The following is a 15,599-nucleotide window of genomic DNA, read 5'->3' as shown; positions in this document are numbered from 1 at the left end:
CCGCGGGCTCAGCGGGGCTCGCGCAGCATGCGCAGGCGGGGCCGCGACGGGTCGGCGTCCGACGGCGGCGCCAGCGTCTCCGGCGCGTTCCGGGGCGCCGGCGGGTCCGCGGCGGGCCCCGGCCGGGGCGCGTCGGTCTCGCGGACGGCGTCCGCCAGGGCGGAGAGCTCGTCCGGGGCGACGCGCGGCCTGCCGGGCAGTTCCAGGCGGAGCACGGACCAGCCGCGGGGCGCGGTGAGGCGTTCGGCGTGGTCCGTGCACAGGTCGTAGCAGTGGGGTTCGGCATAGGTCGCCAGCGGCCCCAGCACCACGGTCGAGTCGGAGTACACGTAGGTCAGCGTCGCCACGGCCGGCTGGCGGCAGGCGGAGCGCGAACAGGTTCTGATGGGTCCCACGGATGCCCACCCTACCGCCGGGGCCGCCCCGCGATGCGGAGGCGTGCCGCGCGGTAGCCTTGGGGCATGCCCCGCAGCCTCAGGATCGACCTCGGCGCGGCGGACGGCCCGGGCCGGGCCGGCCGCCCCTTCTCCCGCCGCCGGCGCAACCGCCACGGGCGGGGGCTGCGCGGGAACCTGATGCTGCCCAACGTGCCGGGCGCACGCACGCGCGCCGAGCGGTTCGAGGACCTGGTGGCCGAGTCCGTCGAGCGGCTCGAGCAGATGTGGGGCACGCGGATCAGCGCGATCGCCTTCAGCGTGGCCCTGGTACCCGACCGGCGCCTCCTGGACAAGGGCGCGGACGGGAGGCGCGGCGTTCCGGTCGGGGCGACGTCGACGGCGACCAAGCGCGGCGGGCCGGCCGCCGTCGTCTTCCGCCGCCCCGTCGAGGAACTGGTCCACCACCCCGCCCAGCTGCCCGACGCCGTGCACGACACGGTTGTGGAGCTCGTCGGCGAACTGTTGGCGATGCCGCCCGAGGACGTCGACCCGTCCTACGGCGGCTGGCTGGACCGCTAGCGTCCGGGCGGGCCCGCCGCCTACTGCCGCAGGTCGACGACGGCGCCGCGCTGGCCCTCCGCCGCCGGCGGGATGGTCGCCGCGGAGACGCCCCGGCCGGCGTCCGTGGTCACCAGCGAGCCGAACGCCGCGTCTCCGGAGGCGCCGACGATCAGGGCGACCGTGGTGCGGCCCAGCTCGCGCGCGTGGCGCACCTCGGTGGTCCCCCCGGAGACCGTGACCTCGCGCGCGGAGCCGATGGTCCCCTCCGCGGAGACGGGCCGCAGCTCGATGTGGGCCTCGGTTCCGGTCGTGCCGAAGAGCAGCCGGGTTTGGGCGTCCTCGGGCAGGACGACGAGGTGCTGGCCGCCGAGCCGGTCCGTGGACGCGGCCGCGGCCAGGTCCACGGGGCGGCCGCCGCTGTTGCCGCGGACGAACCGGGCCGCGGCCGTCACCGGCTGGTCCGACTGGACCACGAACGTGTACTCGCCCTCGGGCAGGGAGTCCAGCGGGATCTGCGTCGTCGTCCCGCCGGCGGCGGTGGCCGTGCCCCCGTCGGGCAGGTCGACCTCGCCGCCCTCGCCGAAGGCGCGCAGTGTCAGCCGCGCGTCCTCGGTCCCCGGGACGGCCACCTGCAGCTGGGCGCTGGCGTCCTCGAAGCCGTCCGGACGCGCGATCGCCCGGCGCGTGGTCGTGGAGCCCATGAGGGAGACCCCGGGCACGATCTGGGTCCCCGACGGCGCGGACGACGGCTCGATCCACTCCACGCCTCCGGGCGTCAGCCCGCGCAGGACGCTCTGCTGGATCACGGAGCTGACGGGGGCGCCGGTGGAGCGCACGTGGACGGACAGGGAGGGCAGGTCCGCGGCGAGCCCGGCCAGGACCACGGTGTGCGTATCGCCCGGGGCCACCACGATCCCGCGCGTGTTGGCCGCCTCGACGGGCCCGTCCGGCCCGAACAGCTCGAGGTCGACCGTAGCGGGCGACTCCGCGGGGTTCGTGACGACCAGCAACGCCGTGCGTCCGATCTCGGTCGACGCCCCGACCAGCCACTGGTCGGTGGAGGGCGCCTGGCAGCGGGAGACGGCCTGGCCGGCCAGGTCGCCGTCCGTGGCGCCGTAGGTGCGGGTCATGCCGGCCACGGTCTTCAGCCCGCCGAGCGGCTGGGCGCGCAGCACGCGCGGGCCGGGCGCCTCCAGGCCGCTGCGGACCGTTCCCGAGCGGCCGGAGAAGCCGTCCGCCCCGCTCGCGGCCGGCTCCTCGGCCTCGTCCTCCGGCAGGCGCGGGGAGAGTTCGACGGCGTTGCCGCCGTCGGGGTCCGCCACGGAGGCGCCGGGCGTCCGCTGCGCGAGGTCGCCCAGGACGACGGCGCGCAGGGCGCTGCGCGACGACTCGGCCTCCGGGGCGAACGCGGGGTCGGTGCCGTCCGCGACGGTGCCCTCGACGAGGCGCGCCGTGGGCGGGCAGGACGCGAGGGTGTCGCCGACGGGCACGGAGGTGGGCGGCACGGGCAGCTCCGGCTCCGCGGGACGGGCCTGCCACACGGAGCCGGCGGCGGTCCCGCCGGCGGCCACCGCCAGCAGGGCGGCGCCGGCGGCCAGGGACAGGGTGCGGCGGCGTGGGCTCACAGGTCCTCCTCGGTGCGCGGGCGGGAGCCGGCGGGCGCGGTGCCGGCCTCGTCCAGCGCGCGGATGGATTCGGCGCTGCCGGTGGCGCGGTATTCCTCGATGCGGCGGGGGGCGAAGCGGCGCCGCTGCGGCACCGGGATCGCCAGGGCCACGGCCAGGGCGAGCACGGCCACCTGCAGGATCCCCAGCGGCAGCGCCCAGGGGTTGGAGTAGCCGACGTCGAGCCGTCCCGCATCGGCCGGCAGGCGGAACGCCTGGCTCCAGCCCAGGGCCGTGGGCTCGAGCGGTTGCCCGTCCAGGGACGCGTGCCAGCCGGGGTCGGCGCGCTCGGCGAGCACCACCAGCCGGTCGCCGTCGCCCGCCGGGACCGCGGCGTCGTCCACCCGGGCCCGCTCCGAGACGACCAGGCGCAGCGTCTGGCCCTCCGGGTCGGCGATCCGCACGCGCGACGTGAAGTCCGCCGGGTTCGTGGCCCCCGCCGGGGCCTCCCTGGCGGTCAGGCGCCAGAGCCAGCCCTCGTCGGTCTTGCCGACGGCGGCGAGCCCGGGCGCGGAGTCGATCTGTCCGGAGCGGAACTCTGCGTCCGCCGAGCTGTCGCGCAGCACGATGAACGAGACGCCCAGCTGCTCGAGTTCGGGGCGCGCGTCGATGGACTCCCCCGAGAGCAGCGCGGCCACGGTGCTCCGGACCGCGGCCCGGGCGTCGTCGTCGCCCGCGCGGTCGGGGACCGCCAGCGGACCGCGCAGCGCGTCGGCCGAGGCGACGGCAGCCAGGCCGTCGAGCGTGGTGCCGCTCCCGTCGGCCAGCGTGGCCTCCACGCCGCCGTCGTCCTGCGGGGCGATGACGAGCGTGCGGTCCTCGTGGGGGCCCCTCGCCCGGTCCACGACGGTCGCCGGCAGGGACTCCACGGGCGCGGCGGACACCGCGCGGCCGGTTCCGAACGACTCCTGGACGCGCGGCGCGGCGGCCTGCCCGGCGGCGGGGGCCTGCGGGGCCGGTGCGAGCCACACGACGCCCGCCGCGGCGATGCCGAGGGCCAGGACGGCGGTCCCGGCGCGCCAGGCGCCGGTCGCGGGGCGGGACTCCGCGCGGGCGTGCTCGGGTTGCGGGCGCGAGGCGTCGAGCGCGGCGGCGGCGGCGAGGAGCAGCCCGGCGAGGGCGAGCGAGACGAAGGGGCCGGTCGCCGGCGTGACGGCGCGGCCGCCGTCGAGCGCCGTCGGGAGCACGGAGGCCGCGTAGGCGGCGGCCAGGGCGACGACGGCGGTGAGCCAGCCGGCCCGCGCCAGCGCCCCCGCGCGGCCGGGCAGGAACGGCCCGACGACGGCGAGCAGGACCACGGGCGCGCCGACGAGCAGGCCGAGCACGAGGGCCCACGGGCCCTCCGCCAGCGCGTCGAGGGCCCCGAGGGCGGGCGCTGAGGCCGCGGGGTCGAACGCCACCGGGAATCCCAGCAGCTGCTGCCACACCGGAGCCGGGTCGAAGGCCTGCGGCACGGCGGGGTCGGCCAGGGCGGCGCGCGGATTGCGCACCGCGGCCACGAACGAGGGCGCGGCCAGCACCAGGGCCGGCAGCGGCATCCACGCCACGGTGCGGGCCCGGCGGCGCAACACCAGGGCCAGCACGGCCACGAGGACCAGGACGGGCAGCAGCAGGGCCGGCGAGGCGGCCGTGCACACGGCCAGGGCCAGGGAGCCGGCGGCGGCCGCCGTCCACGAGGGGACGCCGCCCACGCCCGCCCGGCTCACGGGGCGGGGGCCGGCCGCCGCCGGCCGCCGGTCGCGGGCGGCCCCGACGGCGCGGACCGCGCCGAGCAGGGCCAGGGGCAGCGCCACGTGCACGGCCACCGAGCCGGGGCGCCCGGACGCGAGGCCGACCTGCAGGGCCGGCGCAAGGCCCCAGGCGAGGGCGCCCAGGAACCGGACCCCGCGGCTGCCGGTGACGGCGCCGAGCGCGAACCACGCGGCCAGGGCCGCGGCCGGCATCGCCAGCAGCCACCCCGCCACGAAGGCCGTGTTGGGGTGCCCGAACCCGAGGAGCGCCACGGGCCACAGCGCGTAGTCGAAGGCGTCGCCCGGGCCGGGAAGGCCGGCCCCCGCGCCCTGCCACCAGGACGCCCCGTGGGCGAACACGGCGGCCGCGGTCGGCGAGAGCGGGAGCAGCGAGCCGCCGGACAGGGCCTCGGCGCCCAGCAGCCCCCGCAGTCCAATCAGCGAGGCCGCCACCAGCGCGAGCACGGCGGCGGCGGCGCCCACGCCGGGGCTCGTCCGGGCGGCCGTGGCCAGGGCCGCGAAGTCGTCGTGGTGCTCGCCGGTCGGGTTGGAGGGCGCCAGGCTGGCCCCGGAGCCGTCGCCGACGACGGCCTCGGCCTCGATGCCGTCCATCAGCGTGCGCCGGTGCACCCACACGTCGCGGCCGGAGACCATGAGGGCGCGCACCGTGCGCCGCGGCACCCGGCGCGTGCGGGCGGCGTCGCGGCGGGAGGCGGCCAGCCGGGCCGGCGAGAACACGGCAGCCAGCGTGGCCCCGAGCTGCCCGACGGCGTGGCCCGGGTCCTTGGCGACCAGGCTGGCGAGGAACCGCAGGATGCCGCCGGCGACCGCGCCGAGGGCGAGGAACGGCAGCTTCCAGGCGGGCGCGTGCTTCAGGCGCAGGTAGACCTCCGAGCGCCGGGTCGCGCTGGCGTCGGAGGAGTCGTCGGTGTGCGCGGCGTGGAGCACCTGGGCGCGCGGGACGACGACGACGCGGTGCCCGGCCAGCCGGTTGCGCCAGCAGAAGTCGACGTCCGCCCCGATGTCGGGCAGCGCCGGGTCGAAGCCGCCCAGGGCGTCCCAGACGTCCCGGCGCACGAGCATGCCGGCGGAGTCGACGGCGAACATGTCGGTGCGCCGGTCGTACTGGCCCTGGTCGAGCTCGTCCACGTCGACCATGGTGAGGCGCTCGGCCCAGCGGCTGACGCTGAGGCCGACGTCGACCAGACGCCGGGGCCGGTGCAGGTCCAGCTGCTTGCAGCCGGCCACGGTCACGGACGGTGCCGTCTCCACGGCGGCGAGGAGTCGCTCGAGGGCCTCCGGGGCGGGCGCGGAGTCGTCGTGCAGGATCCAGATCCAGTCCTGCGCGCCCTCGGCCGGGGCGGCGGGATGCTCCGCGAGCCCCGCCTCGACGGCGGCGCCGAGGGATCCGGCGTCGGGGGCGGAGGCCAGCCGGGCCGCGGCGGGCAGCCCGTCGCGCAGGGTCCCGGCCGCGGAGGAGTCGCCGGTCGCGTCGACGCCGACCACGAGGTCGGGGGCGCGGTGTTGGCGGGTGAGGGCGTCGAGGGCTCCGGGGAGGTGCCGCACCCCGTGGCGTGCCACGAGGACGGCGGTGACGCGGACGTGCGAGTGAATCAGACCGCTCGCTTTCTCAGGCGGCGCCGCTCACGCTCGGAGAGGCCGCCCCAGATGCCGAAGCGCTCGTCGTTGGACAGGGCGTACTCGAGGCACTCGGACCGCACGTTGCAGGCGCCGCAGACCTTCTTGGCGTCGCGCGTGGAACCGCCCTTCTCCGGGAAGAACGCCTCCGGATCGGTCTGCGCGCACAGCGCCTCGGTCTGCCACCCGAGTTCGCCCTCGTCCTCGGCGCCGGGGAACCCGGGCAGCCCGATCCACACGGCCTGGGGCACGGTGGTGGCCTCGAGCCCGCCGGGGCGGGGCGCCGCGTCGACCTCGGGCGCGTTGGCGGCGAGGTACGCGGTCGCCTGGTCCTCGAGGGTGGTGGCCATGGAGTCGCGGTAGCGTTCGGCGGCCGCCTCGTCGGCCGGGTCGACGAACCAGTCCACCGGGACGCCGCGCGCGGCGCCACCCGGCATCGCCCGCTCGGCGGCCGCGAATCGGCCGTCGGTGCGCTCTGCATTGCCCATGGTGTCGAAGCCTTCCGGTATGGTCTGCGGTCGCCGTCCGACCCCCTGCGGGGCCCGTCCGGTCATAGCTAATTACACTCGTGTAACTCGGGGTCCGTCAAGCCGAAGCGGTGATTGTATAGAGGCGAGGCACCGGCGCGCGTCCGCGCCACGCCGGGATCTTCCCCGGTGGGGGCGGCGTGTCGCGGGCCCCCCGGATTCACAGGGATTTCCCAGCCTACGAGAGAGGAGCCCCATGGGCACCGAGACCGATTCGTTAGATTTTACGGAACGCCTGCTGGCGCCGCTGCGCCACTCCACGTCGCCGCTGCTCGTCTGGCGGGCCGGGGGCGGCGAGCGGATCGAGCTCAGCGGGCGGGTGTTCGACAACTGGGTGGCCAAGTCGGCCAACCTGCTCCACGAGGAGCTCGACGCGGGGCCCGGCACCGTCCTGCACCTGTCGCTTCCCGTCCACTGGAAGACCCTCGCCATCGCGCTGGCTGGGCTGCACCTGGGCGCCACCCTCGCCGTGGGGGACGGCGCCGCCGACGCGGACATCCTGGCGTTCTCGGATCCCGACGGGCTGCCGTCCGGCCCGGAGCTCTTGGCGGTCGGCCTGCACCCGCTGGCCCCGTCCTTCGGGCCCGGCCTCCCGGACGGGGCCCTGGACTACGCGGCCGAGGTGCGCGCGTTCGGCGACTACCACCTCCCGGATCCGGTGGAGGGCGGGGCGGAGGCCCTGCGCGGCGACGGGGACGCGGCGACGTACGCGTCGCTGTTCGGGCTCCGCTCCCCCGGTGGCACGGCGGCACTCGACGCGGGGGCCGGTCCCGGAGCGGCGGTCCGCGCGGCGGTCTCCGTGTTCGCCGCCGGCGACGCGCTCGTCCTCCTGGGTCCCGGCGCGGAGGCCGACCAGCACGTCCTCGACTCCGAGGGGGTCCGCCGCCGCCTCCCGTCCTGAGCGGCCGGCCGCCGGCGGCGTGCCGCCGGTCCCGCGGCAGTCGCTCCCCCGGGGCCGCGCCGCCACCCGGCGCCCGCCCGGCGGGCGTGCCTCCTACTCCGCGGCGGTCGCCTCCCCCTGGGCGGTGCCGACGCTCGGGGCGGGCTCGGCGGCGGCGTGCCGCGGAGCGGTGTGTCCGGCGGCGGGGCGCAGTGCGGAGCCGTGGGCGGACGGGCCTGACCGCCGGGCATGCTGGCCCTTCTCGTGGCGCCCCTGCTCGGTGTTTTCCGTGGGCCGGAGGAGGGCGCGGTCGTGGTCGAACCCGGGCTCGACGTCGAGCTCCTCCGTGAAGACCCAGAACCGGTAGGCGAAGAAGCGGAAGATGGTGCCGAGGACCAGGCCGACGACGGAGCCGGCCACGAACAGGCTCGCGGGGTCGGTCATCCCGAGCCAGTACTTGGTGACGCCGACGCAGGCGGCGGCGATCAGCAGGCCGATCGCGTTCATGATGAGGAACATGACCAGCTCGCGGCCGACGGAGGCGCGACGGCGGTGGCGGAACGTCCAGTAGCGGTTGGCGACCCAGGAGAACATGGTGGCCACGATGCCGGCAACGACCTTCGCCTTGACCTGCGAATCGTCCATCGGCCCGCTCATCATCCAGACGAAGATCGCGGAGTCGATGACGAAGGCGATGCCCCCGACCACGCCGAACTTCATGACCTCGCGCCACAGCAGCGCGACGAGTCCGGTGGCTTTGTCGATGAGCCCCTTGAGCATGGTCCTCCGCGGTCGTCCGGGTGCAGCCGGTTTCGGGTGCAACCCCCTATTCTAGGCACGCGGCTGTGTATTCGCTGGGAATGGGCCGCGCCGGACGGACCGTTCCGCGGCCCGGGGCCCGCGCTTCGGTACATTGGGTAGGTGAGTTTCCCTGTGATTGGCGTCGTCGGCGGCGGCCAGCTGGCCCGGATGATGGCCCCCGAGGCCGTGAACCTCGGCTTCGAGCTGCGCATCCTGGCCGAGGGCCCCGACGTCTCCGCCGTACCGTCCGTTCCCCAGGCCCCCGTCGGGGACTACCGCGACCTCGAGACCCTCCGGCGCTTCGCCGACGGCGTCGACGTCCTGACGTTCGACCACGAGCACGTGCCGAATGACCACCTGCGCGCGCTCATCGCCGAGGGCGTGAACGTCCAGCCCCGCCCGGACGCGCTGATCCACGCCCAGGACAAGCTCGTGATGCGCCGGGCGATCGCCGAGCTGGGCCTGCCGAACCCCGAGTGGGCGGCCGTGGCCACGGTCGAGGAGCTCGTCGCGTTCGGCGGCCGCATCGGTTGGCCGGTGGTCCTCAAGACCCCCCGCGGCGGCTACGACGGCAAGGGCGTGCGGGTGGTCGATTCCGCGGCCGCCGCGGCGGAGTGCGCCGACTGGTTCGGCCAGGGCGATCTGCTGGCGGAAGCGAAGGTCCCGTTCGCCCGCGAGCTTTCCGCGCTCGTGGCCCGGACCCCCGGTGGCGAGTCCCGGGCGTGGCCGGTCGTGCACACGATCCAGGTCGACGGCGTCTGCGACGAGGTCATCGCCCCGGCGCCCGGGCTGGACCCCGAGGTCGAGGCCGCCGCCGAGCGGGCGGCCCTGCGGATCGCCGAGGCGTTCGGCGTCACCGGCGTCATGGCCGCGGAGCTGTTCGAGACCCCCGGCGTGGGCGCCGGCTTCGTGATCAACGAGCTGGCCATGCGCCCCCACAACACGGGCCACTGGACCATGAACGGGTCCGTGACCAGTCAGTTCGAGCAGCACCTGCGCGCCGTCCTGGACCTCCCCCTCGGCGCGACCGACGCCCTCGGCGAGGTGTGTGTGATGAAAAACTACCTGGGCGGCGCCAACACGGACCTGTTCACGGCGTTCCCCGCGGCGCTTGCCGCGGAGCCGCGCGCCAAGGTCCACGCGTACGGCAAGTCGGTGCGCCCCGGCCGGAAGATCGGCCACGTCAACGTCGTCGGCGGCCCCGGGGAGGATGTGGACGCGGTCCGCGCCCGCGCCGGCCGCGTCGCCGCCCTGATCCGCGACGGCGCCGCCGCCGCGGCCACGGAAGGAGCCCGCTAGATGAGCACCGAAACCCCCCTGGTCGGCGTGGTGATGGGTTCCGACTCGGACTGGCCCGTCATGCAGGCCGCCGCCGAGGCCCTGCGCGAATTCGGGATCCCCTTCGAGGCCGACGTCGTCTCGGCGCACCGGATGCCCGAGGACATGATCGCCTACGGCAAGCGGGCCCACGAGCGGGGCCTGCGCGTGATCATCGCCGGGGCCGGCGGAGCGGCGCACCTGCCCGGCATGCTGGCCTCCGTCACCCCGCTTCCCGTGGTCGGCGTCCCCGTGCCCCTGAAGACCCTGGACGGCATGGACTCCCTGCTGTCGATCGTCCAGATGCCGGCCGGCGTGCCCGTCGCCACCGTCTCGATCGGGGGCGCGCGCAACGCGGGCCTGCTGGCGGCGCGGATCCTGGCCGCCGGCGAGGGGGCCTTCGCGGAGCGGCTCCGCGACCGCCTCGTCGAGTTTTCCGGTTCGCTGCGCCAGGTCGCCGCGGACAAGGGCGCCGCCCTGCGCGCCGCCGCCAACCAGGACTAGCCCCGCCATGGACCACGACGCGACCCCCACCGGCATCGGCTCCGACCCGATGCACCAACCCGAGTCCGCCTCCCTCCCCGTGCGGAGCAAGCGGGCCGCGTTCCTGCTCCTGCTGACGGTCTTCGTCCCCGGCGGAGCCCAGGTCGTCGCCGGCAACCGCGGGCTCGGCCGACGGGCCCTGGCCGTGACGATCGGCTGCTGGGCCGTCCTGCTGGCGGTGCTCGCGGTGGCCTTGGTCAACCGCGGCATCCTCATCGAGGTCCTCGCCCGCCCCTCGGTGCAGCTCGTCCTTGCGATCGTGCTCGCCGTGCTGGCCGTCGGCTGGGTGCTCCTGTTCCTCAACACGCTCGCGATCATCCGGCCGCGCCTGCTCGCCCCCGGCATGCGGGCGATCGTCGCGGCCGCGACCGTCGTACTCATGGTGGCCACTGGCGGCCTGCTTGGCTACGGCGCCCACATCCTGAACATGGGACGCGGCACGATCTCCAACGTGTTCGCGTCCGGCCCGCCGATCGAACCGGTGGACGGCCGCTACAACATCCTCGTCATGGGCGGGGACGCCGGCGAGAACCGCGTCGGGCTGCGCCCGGACAGCATCAACCTGTTCAGCATCGACGCGGACTCGGGCCAGACGGCCGTCATCTCCGTGCCCCGGAACTTCCAGAACGCCCCGTTCCCCGAGGACTCGCCCCTGCACGAGGTCTACCCCGAGGGCTTCAGCTGCGGGGACGCGTGCATCATCAACGCCCTCTACCCGACCGTCGAGGCCGAACACGCCGACGTCTACCCGGAGGGGTCCAACGCCGGCGCCGAGGCCACCATGGACGCGATGGAGGGCATCACCGGGCTCAAGGTCCAGGGCTACGTGCTGGTCGACATGGGCGGCTTCGAGGAGTTCATCGACGCCATGGGCGGGGTCTCCATCGTCTCGGAGGGCTGGGTCCCCTACCGCGGCGCGCCCCGCGAGGACACCACGGTCCGGACCCGCTGGTTCGCGCCCGGCGAGCACACGTTCAACGGCGAACAGGCCCTCTGGTTCGCCCGTTCCCGGTACTTCACCACCGACTACCACCGCATCCGGCGCCAACAGTGCCTGCAGCAGGCCATGATGAGCCAGTTCAACCCGAAGACCGTGCTGACGCGCTTCTCGGGCATCATGGAGGCCGGGGAGCAGCTCGTGGAGACGGACCTGCCCCAGAGCCAGCTCGGCGGCTTCATGAACCTCGCGGACAGGGCGACCGACCAGCCCTTCGAGCGGCTGACCCTCGGCGCCCCGGACTTCGGCACCTCCGGGGACCGGTTCTCGACGTTCCCGGACTTCGACGAGATCCGCTCCCGCCTCGACACGCTCTTGGCCGAGGCCTCCGACGGGGGCGCGGAGGCCGCCGCCCCCGCGCGTCCGGCCGGCACCGGCGCCACGGGCGCCGTGGCGGCCCCCGGGTCCGCCCTCGTCCGCACGGCGTCCACCGAGCCGAGCGGCTCGGGCGAGGAGATCGAACCCGGGCTCGGCGGCCCGGCCGTGCCCACCACCCAGCGCGACGGCTCCCCGATCACCGAGGAGTACCTCATCGAGCTGGAGATCGTCGGCGACACCGGGCGCCTCGAGCTCATCGCGTCCAACAACTCCGGCTGCGCGCCGGGCTAGCCGGCCTGCAGGCCACTGCAAGGGGAATCAATGCACCGCTTGGAGAACACCGTCCGCGACTACGCGTGGGGATCGCCCACGCTGATCCCGGAGCTGTTCGGGACCCGCCCGGACGGCGCTCCCCAGGCCGAGGTGTGGCTCGGCGCCCACCCCGGGGCCCCGTCGACGGCCATCGCCGCCGACGGGGCGCGGACGCCGCTCGACCGGCTCGTCGCCGCGGACCCCGGCGCCGCCCTCGGGGCGGAGGCCGCCGCCCGCTTCGGCCGCCTGCCGTTCCTGGCGAAGGTCCTCGCCGCGGCGAAGCCGCTGTCGCTGCAGGTCCATCCGACCCTCGTCCAGGCGCGGGCCGGCTTCGCCGCGGAGGAATCCGCCGGGGTGCCCCGCGACGCGGCGCACCGGAACTACCGCGACGACAACCACAAGCCGGAGATGGTTTTCGCGCTGACCGACTTCGCGGCCCTGTCCGGGTTCCGCGACCCGGTCGAGTCCGCGGCCCTCTTCGAGCGGCTGGCCGCCTCCCTGCCCGCGGGTCGGGACGGCGCCGCGGCCGCGGCGCGGGAGACGGCGTCGAGGCTGCGTGCGGGGAACCTGCGCGGCGCGTTCGCCGGGTTGCTCGACGGCGGCGCCGACACGCAGCGTCTCGTGGAGGCGGCTGCCGGGGCCTCGGCCTCGGGGGCGTTCGCCGACGAGCCCGCTCTGGCGGAACTGGCGACCCTGGCCGGGCATTTCCCCGGGGACGCCGGCGTCGTGGTCTCCCTGCTGCTGAACCACGTGGTCCTGGCCCCCGGGGAGGCCATGCACCTGGCGGCCGGCAACGTGCACGCCTACCTGCGCGGACTCGGCATCGAGGTCATGGCGAACTCGGACAACGTCCTCCGCGGCGGGCTGACCCCCAAGCACATCGACGTGCCGGAGCTGCTGGCGACCGTGGACTTCACCCCGCAGCCCGTCCCGCGGACCGTCCCCGCCGCGGACGACCCCCTGGGCCGGCGCATCTACCGGCCACCGTTCGACGAGTTCCAGCTGCAGCACATCGAGATCGACCCCGCGGGGCAGGGCGCCTCCGGGGGCGACGTGCCCGTGGCCCAGAACGGCCCGGTCGTGCTCCTGTGCACGCGGGGACCGCTGCTGGTGGACGGGCCGCGCGGGGACGTGCGGCTGGAGGCCGGCGGGAGCCTGTTCGCGGGCCCGGGCGACGCGCCGCTGGTCGTGCGGCCGCTCGACGGGGCCCCCGCCACGGCGTTCGCCGTCACCGTCTCCGAGCGGCCCCCCGCCGTCGCGCCCGTCGCCTAGGCGCGCGGCCGCGCGCCGCGCCACCCTGCTCCACGCTGCGCCGCCCGCCGCGCCACCCTGCGCCGCACACCGCGCCGCCCCTCCGGGCCACCGCCGGCGGCCGGCTGTAGGACGCCGGTGGGACGACGCACAGGGGCCCCGGACACCGCCGTCGCGGTCGTCCGGGGCCCCTGCCGCGTCCGCGCTCCTAGCGCGTGTACGCCTCCCACTTCCGGGCCTGGTGCTCGCCCTCAACGAAGCGGATCGTGCCCGACTTCGAGCGCATCACGATGGACTGGGTCAGGATGCGCTTGTCGCGGTAGCGGACGCCGCGCAGCAGGTCGCCGTCGGTGATGCCCGTCGCGGCGAAGTAGCAGTTGTCGCTCGTGACCAGGTCCGTCGTCGTCAGGACGCGGTCCACGTCGAGGCCGGCGTCGACCGCCTTCTGCCGCTCGTCGTCGTCCTGCGGCCACAGGCGGCCCTGGATGACGCCGCCGAGGGCGCGGATGGCACACGCGGTGACGATGCCCTCGGGGGTGCCGCCGACGCCCATGAGCGCGTCCACCCCGGTCCCCTCGCGGGTGGCCGCGATGGCCCCGGCGACGTCGCCGTCCATGATCATCTTCGTGCGCGCCCCGGCGGCCCGGATCTCCTCGATGATTCCCGCGTGGCGCGGCCGGTCCAGCAGGCAGACCGTCACCTGGCTGATCGGCTTGTTCTTGGCCTTGGCGATGAGGTGCAGGTTCTGCTTCACGGGCAGGCGCAGGTCCACCAGCTCGGCGGCCTCCGGGCCGGTCACGAGCTTCTCCATGTAGAACACGGCTGACGGGTCGAACATCGTGCCGCGCTCGGCAACCGCGAGCACGGACAGCGCGTTGTTGATGCCGAGCGCCGTCAGGCGGGTCCCGTCGATCGGGTCGACGGCGACGTCGACCTCGGGGCCGTTGCCGTCCCCGACCCGTTCGCCGTTGTACAGCATCGGGGCCTCGTCCTTCTCCCCCTCCCCGATCACGACCACGCCGTTGAAGCTGACGGTGGACAGCAGGGAGCGCATGGCGTCCACCGCCGCCCCGTCCGCGGAGTTCTTGTCGCCCAGGCCCACCCAGGGGCTCGAGGCGATGGCGGCGGCCTCCGTGACGCGCACCAGCTCGAGGGCCAGGTTGCGGTCCGGCTCGGCGTCGCCGACGGAGAGTCGTGGGGACAGGTGGGCGAAATTCGTGGCTTCGGTCACGGTGCTCCTCGTCGTTGAGCGGTTTCGGCGGCCTGAGCCGCCCCTTGGGATCATATCCCCCGGGCCCGGTTTCGGCCGTGGGCATGACATCGGGGACAATGGAGACGATGAGCAGCACCGACCGCCCCGCCCCGACCGTCCCCGACGCGGCCTCCCCCGCCGCCGGGGCACCGCAGCCTGCCGCGGACGCGCCCAAGCCCGTCCTCACCGCCGCCCAGGCCAAGCGCGCCAACCAGACGCTCAAGGGCATGGTCATCTCCTCGCTGCTGACGGTGGCCGTGGTGGTGCCCGTCATCGCGCTGAACCCGACGAGCACGGCCGAGACCTACGAGCGGCACGTGGACGTCGAGGCGGTCGCCGGCCAGGCCGCGGCCGTGGCCGGCTTCGACCCCGCCGCCCCGGACCTGCCCGAGGGCTGGTCCGCGAACTTCGCGCGCTGGGTGTCCGGCACCGCGGACGGCATCGACTACTGGGAAACCGGGTTCGTGACGCCCGAAGGCGGCTTCGTGTGGCTCCGCCAGGCCGCCGAGCCCAACCCGACCTGGATCGCCCACCACGCCGAGGACGCCGCGCCGGCCGGGCCGACGACGCTCGCGGGCACCGTGTGGGACACGCTCGAGGGCCCGGAGGAGACCACGTACGTCCACGCCGGACGGGGCTCCACCGTCCTGCTGACCACCGACGCGTCGCCCGCCGAGACCGAGACGGCCGCCCGCGCAGTCCTCGCGGAGCTTCCCTAGCGCTGGGCGGGGCCCAGCCCGGCGGTAACGCGCGCCACTCCCGCGCTATTCTGGAGCCCATGCACGAGGATTCCCCCACCGTCCCCACCGCCCCCACCCCGCCGACGCCCGCCGAGGCGTGGAAGCGCCTGCGCGAAGGCAACATGCGCTTCATCTCCGAGTCCACGGACCACCCCAACCAGGACGCCGCGCGGCGCGCGTCGCTCGTGGCCACGCAGAACCCGTTCGCGGTGATCTTCGGGTGCTCCGACTCGCGGCTGGCCGCCGAGATCATCTTCGACGTGGGCCTGGGGGACGTCTTCGTCGTCCGCACGGCGGGGCACGTGATCGACCCGGCCGCGCTGGGGTCCCTGGAGTACGCCGTGGAGATGCTCAACGTCCCGCTCGTCGTCGTGCTCGGCCACGACTCCTGCGGGGCCGTGACCGCCACCGTCGATTCCGTCGACCACGGACGGATGCCCCCGGGCTTCATCCGCGACCTCGTCGAGCGCATCGCCCCGTCCGTCCTGGCCGCCCGCCAGGCCGGCATCACGGACATCGACGACCACGTCGTCGAGCACGTCAAGCAGACGACGGACCGGCTTCCGGACAAGTCCAAGATCATCGCGGCGGCCATCGAGGACGGGCGCACCGCCGTCGTCGGCCTCGCCTACCACCTCGCGGACGGCAAGGCCGAACTCGTCCACCACTTTGGCGCCATCTAGCCCCCGGG

The 15,599-nt window shown here is 75.5% G+C and carries 14 protein-coding genes; 8 read left to right on the top strand and 6 right to left on the bottom strand.

Annotation, left to right across the window (positions count from 1 at the left end):
• Nucleotides 1-8: 8 nt before the first annotated feature.
• Entirely contained in the window at nucleotides 9-395 is a 387-nt protein-coding gene (locus tag AC1Q5D_RS16435; protein WP_481739532.1) for a DUF3499 domain-containing protein, read from the bottom strand.
• 66 nt (nucleotides 396-461) lie between these two features.
• On the opposite strand from AC1Q5D_RS16435, the gene AC1Q5D_RS16430 reads away from it, so the two are divergent.
• A complete protein-coding gene (locus AC1Q5D_RS16430; RefSeq protein WP_481739531.1) occupies nucleotides 462-956 on the top strand; it encodes a metallopeptidase family protein in 495 nt (164 codons plus the stop codon).
• A gap of 20 nt (nucleotides 957-976) precedes the next feature.
• Here the strand turns inward: AC1Q5D_RS16430 and AC1Q5D_RS16425 are convergent, their stop codons facing one another.
• The 3 genes from AC1Q5D_RS16425 to AC1Q5D_RS16415 are packed head-to-tail and all read right to left on the bottom strand — an operon-like array spanning nucleotide 977 to nucleotide 6,458.
• Complete coding sequence (locus AC1Q5D_RS16425) at nucleotides 977-2,563, bottom strand: DUF5719 family protein (RefSeq protein ID WP_481739530.1); 1,587 nt, start codon at nucleotides 2,561-2,563, stop codon at nucleotides 977-979.
• Nucleotides 2,560-5,946, bottom strand: coding sequence for a glycosyltransferase (locus AC1Q5D_RS16420; RefSeq protein ID WP_481739553.1), 3,387 nt, complete (start codon nucleotides 5,944-5,946; stop codon nucleotides 2,560-2,562). Before AC1Q5D_RS16420 ends, AC1Q5D_RS16425 begins: the two co-directional genes overlap by 4 nt.
• Nucleotides 5,946-6,458: a WhiB family transcriptional regulator gene (locus tag AC1Q5D_RS16415; RefSeq protein WP_481739529.1), complete on the bottom strand. Its 513-nt coding sequence runs from the start codon at nucleotides 6,456-6,458 to the stop codon at nucleotides 5,946-5,948. The genes AC1Q5D_RS16420 and AC1Q5D_RS16415 overlap by 1 nt, the downstream gene beginning before the upstream one ends.
• A gap of 235 nt (nucleotides 6,459-6,693) precedes the next feature.
• On the opposite strand from AC1Q5D_RS16415, the gene AC1Q5D_RS16410 reads away from it, so the two are divergent.
• Entirely contained in the window at nucleotides 6,694-7,398 is a 705-nt protein-coding gene (locus AC1Q5D_RS16410) for a TIGR03089 family protein (RefSeq protein WP_481739528.1), read from the top strand.
• A 93-nt stretch (nucleotides 7,399-7,491) separates the two neighbouring features.
• Here the strand turns inward: AC1Q5D_RS16410 and AC1Q5D_RS16405 are convergent, their stop codons facing one another.
• Nucleotides 7,492-8,157, bottom strand: coding sequence for a GtrA family protein (locus AC1Q5D_RS16405; RefSeq protein ID WP_481739527.1), 666 nt, complete (start codon nucleotides 8,155-8,157; stop codon nucleotides 7,492-7,494).
• Between the two features lie 141 nt (nucleotides 8,158-8,298).
• On the opposite strand from AC1Q5D_RS16405, the gene AC1Q5D_RS16400 reads away from it, so the two are divergent.
• Genes AC1Q5D_RS16400 through manA form a run of 4 tightly spaced genes read left to right on the top strand, consistent with a single transcriptional unit; the run spans nucleotide 8,299 to nucleotide 12,937 of the window.
• Nucleotides 8,299-9,477, top strand: coding sequence for a 5-(carboxyamino)imidazole ribonucleotide synthase (locus AC1Q5D_RS16400; protein WP_481739526.1), 1,179 nt, complete (start codon nucleotides 8,299-8,301; stop codon nucleotides 9,475-9,477).
• Entirely contained in the window at nucleotides 9,478-9,999 is a 522-nt protein-coding gene (gene purE / locus AC1Q5D_RS16395) for a 5-(carboxyamino)imidazole ribonucleotide mutase (RefSeq protein ID WP_481739525.1), read from the top strand.
• 7 nt (nucleotides 10,000-10,006) lie between these two features.
• Nucleotides 10,007-11,644, top strand: coding sequence for an LCP family protein (locus AC1Q5D_RS16390; RefSeq protein ID WP_481739524.1), 1,638 nt, complete (start codon nucleotides 10,007-10,009; stop codon nucleotides 11,642-11,644).
• Nucleotides 11,645-11,674: 30 nt separating this feature from the next.
• On the top strand, nucleotides 11,675-12,937 hold the full coding sequence (gene manA / locus AC1Q5D_RS16385) for a mannose-6-phosphate isomerase, class I (RefSeq protein ID WP_481739523.1): 1,263 nt from the start codon (nucleotides 11,675-11,677) through the stop codon (nucleotides 12,935-12,937).
• Nucleotides 12,938-13,124: 187 nt separating this feature from the next.
• On the opposite strand, the gene glpX is transcribed toward manA, so the two are convergent.
• Nucleotides 13,125-14,201, bottom strand: coding sequence for a class II fructose-bisphosphatase (gene glpX, locus AC1Q5D_RS16380; protein WP_481739522.1), 1,077 nt, complete (start codon nucleotides 14,199-14,201; stop codon nucleotides 13,125-13,127).
• Nucleotides 14,202-14,254: 53 nt separating this feature from the next.
• On the opposite strand from glpX, the gene AC1Q5D_RS16375 reads away from it, so the two are divergent.
• Nucleotides 14,255-14,887: a DUF4245 domain-containing protein gene (locus AC1Q5D_RS16375; protein WP_481739521.1), complete on the top strand. Its 633-nt coding sequence runs from the start codon at nucleotides 14,255-14,257 to the stop codon at nucleotides 14,885-14,887.
• A gap of 59 nt (nucleotides 14,888-14,946) precedes the next feature.
• On the top strand, nucleotides 14,947-15,591 hold the full coding sequence (locus AC1Q5D_RS16370; protein ID WP_481739520.1) for a carbonic anhydrase: 645 nt from the start codon (nucleotides 14,947-14,949) through the stop codon (nucleotides 15,589-15,591).
• Nucleotides 15,592-15,599 lie beyond the last annotated feature (8 nt).

This window comes from Arthrobacter paludis, from assembly GCF_056782315.1.
Note: the sequence above shows the minus strand (reverse complement) of the source record. Positions and strands in the feature narration are given on the sequence as shown.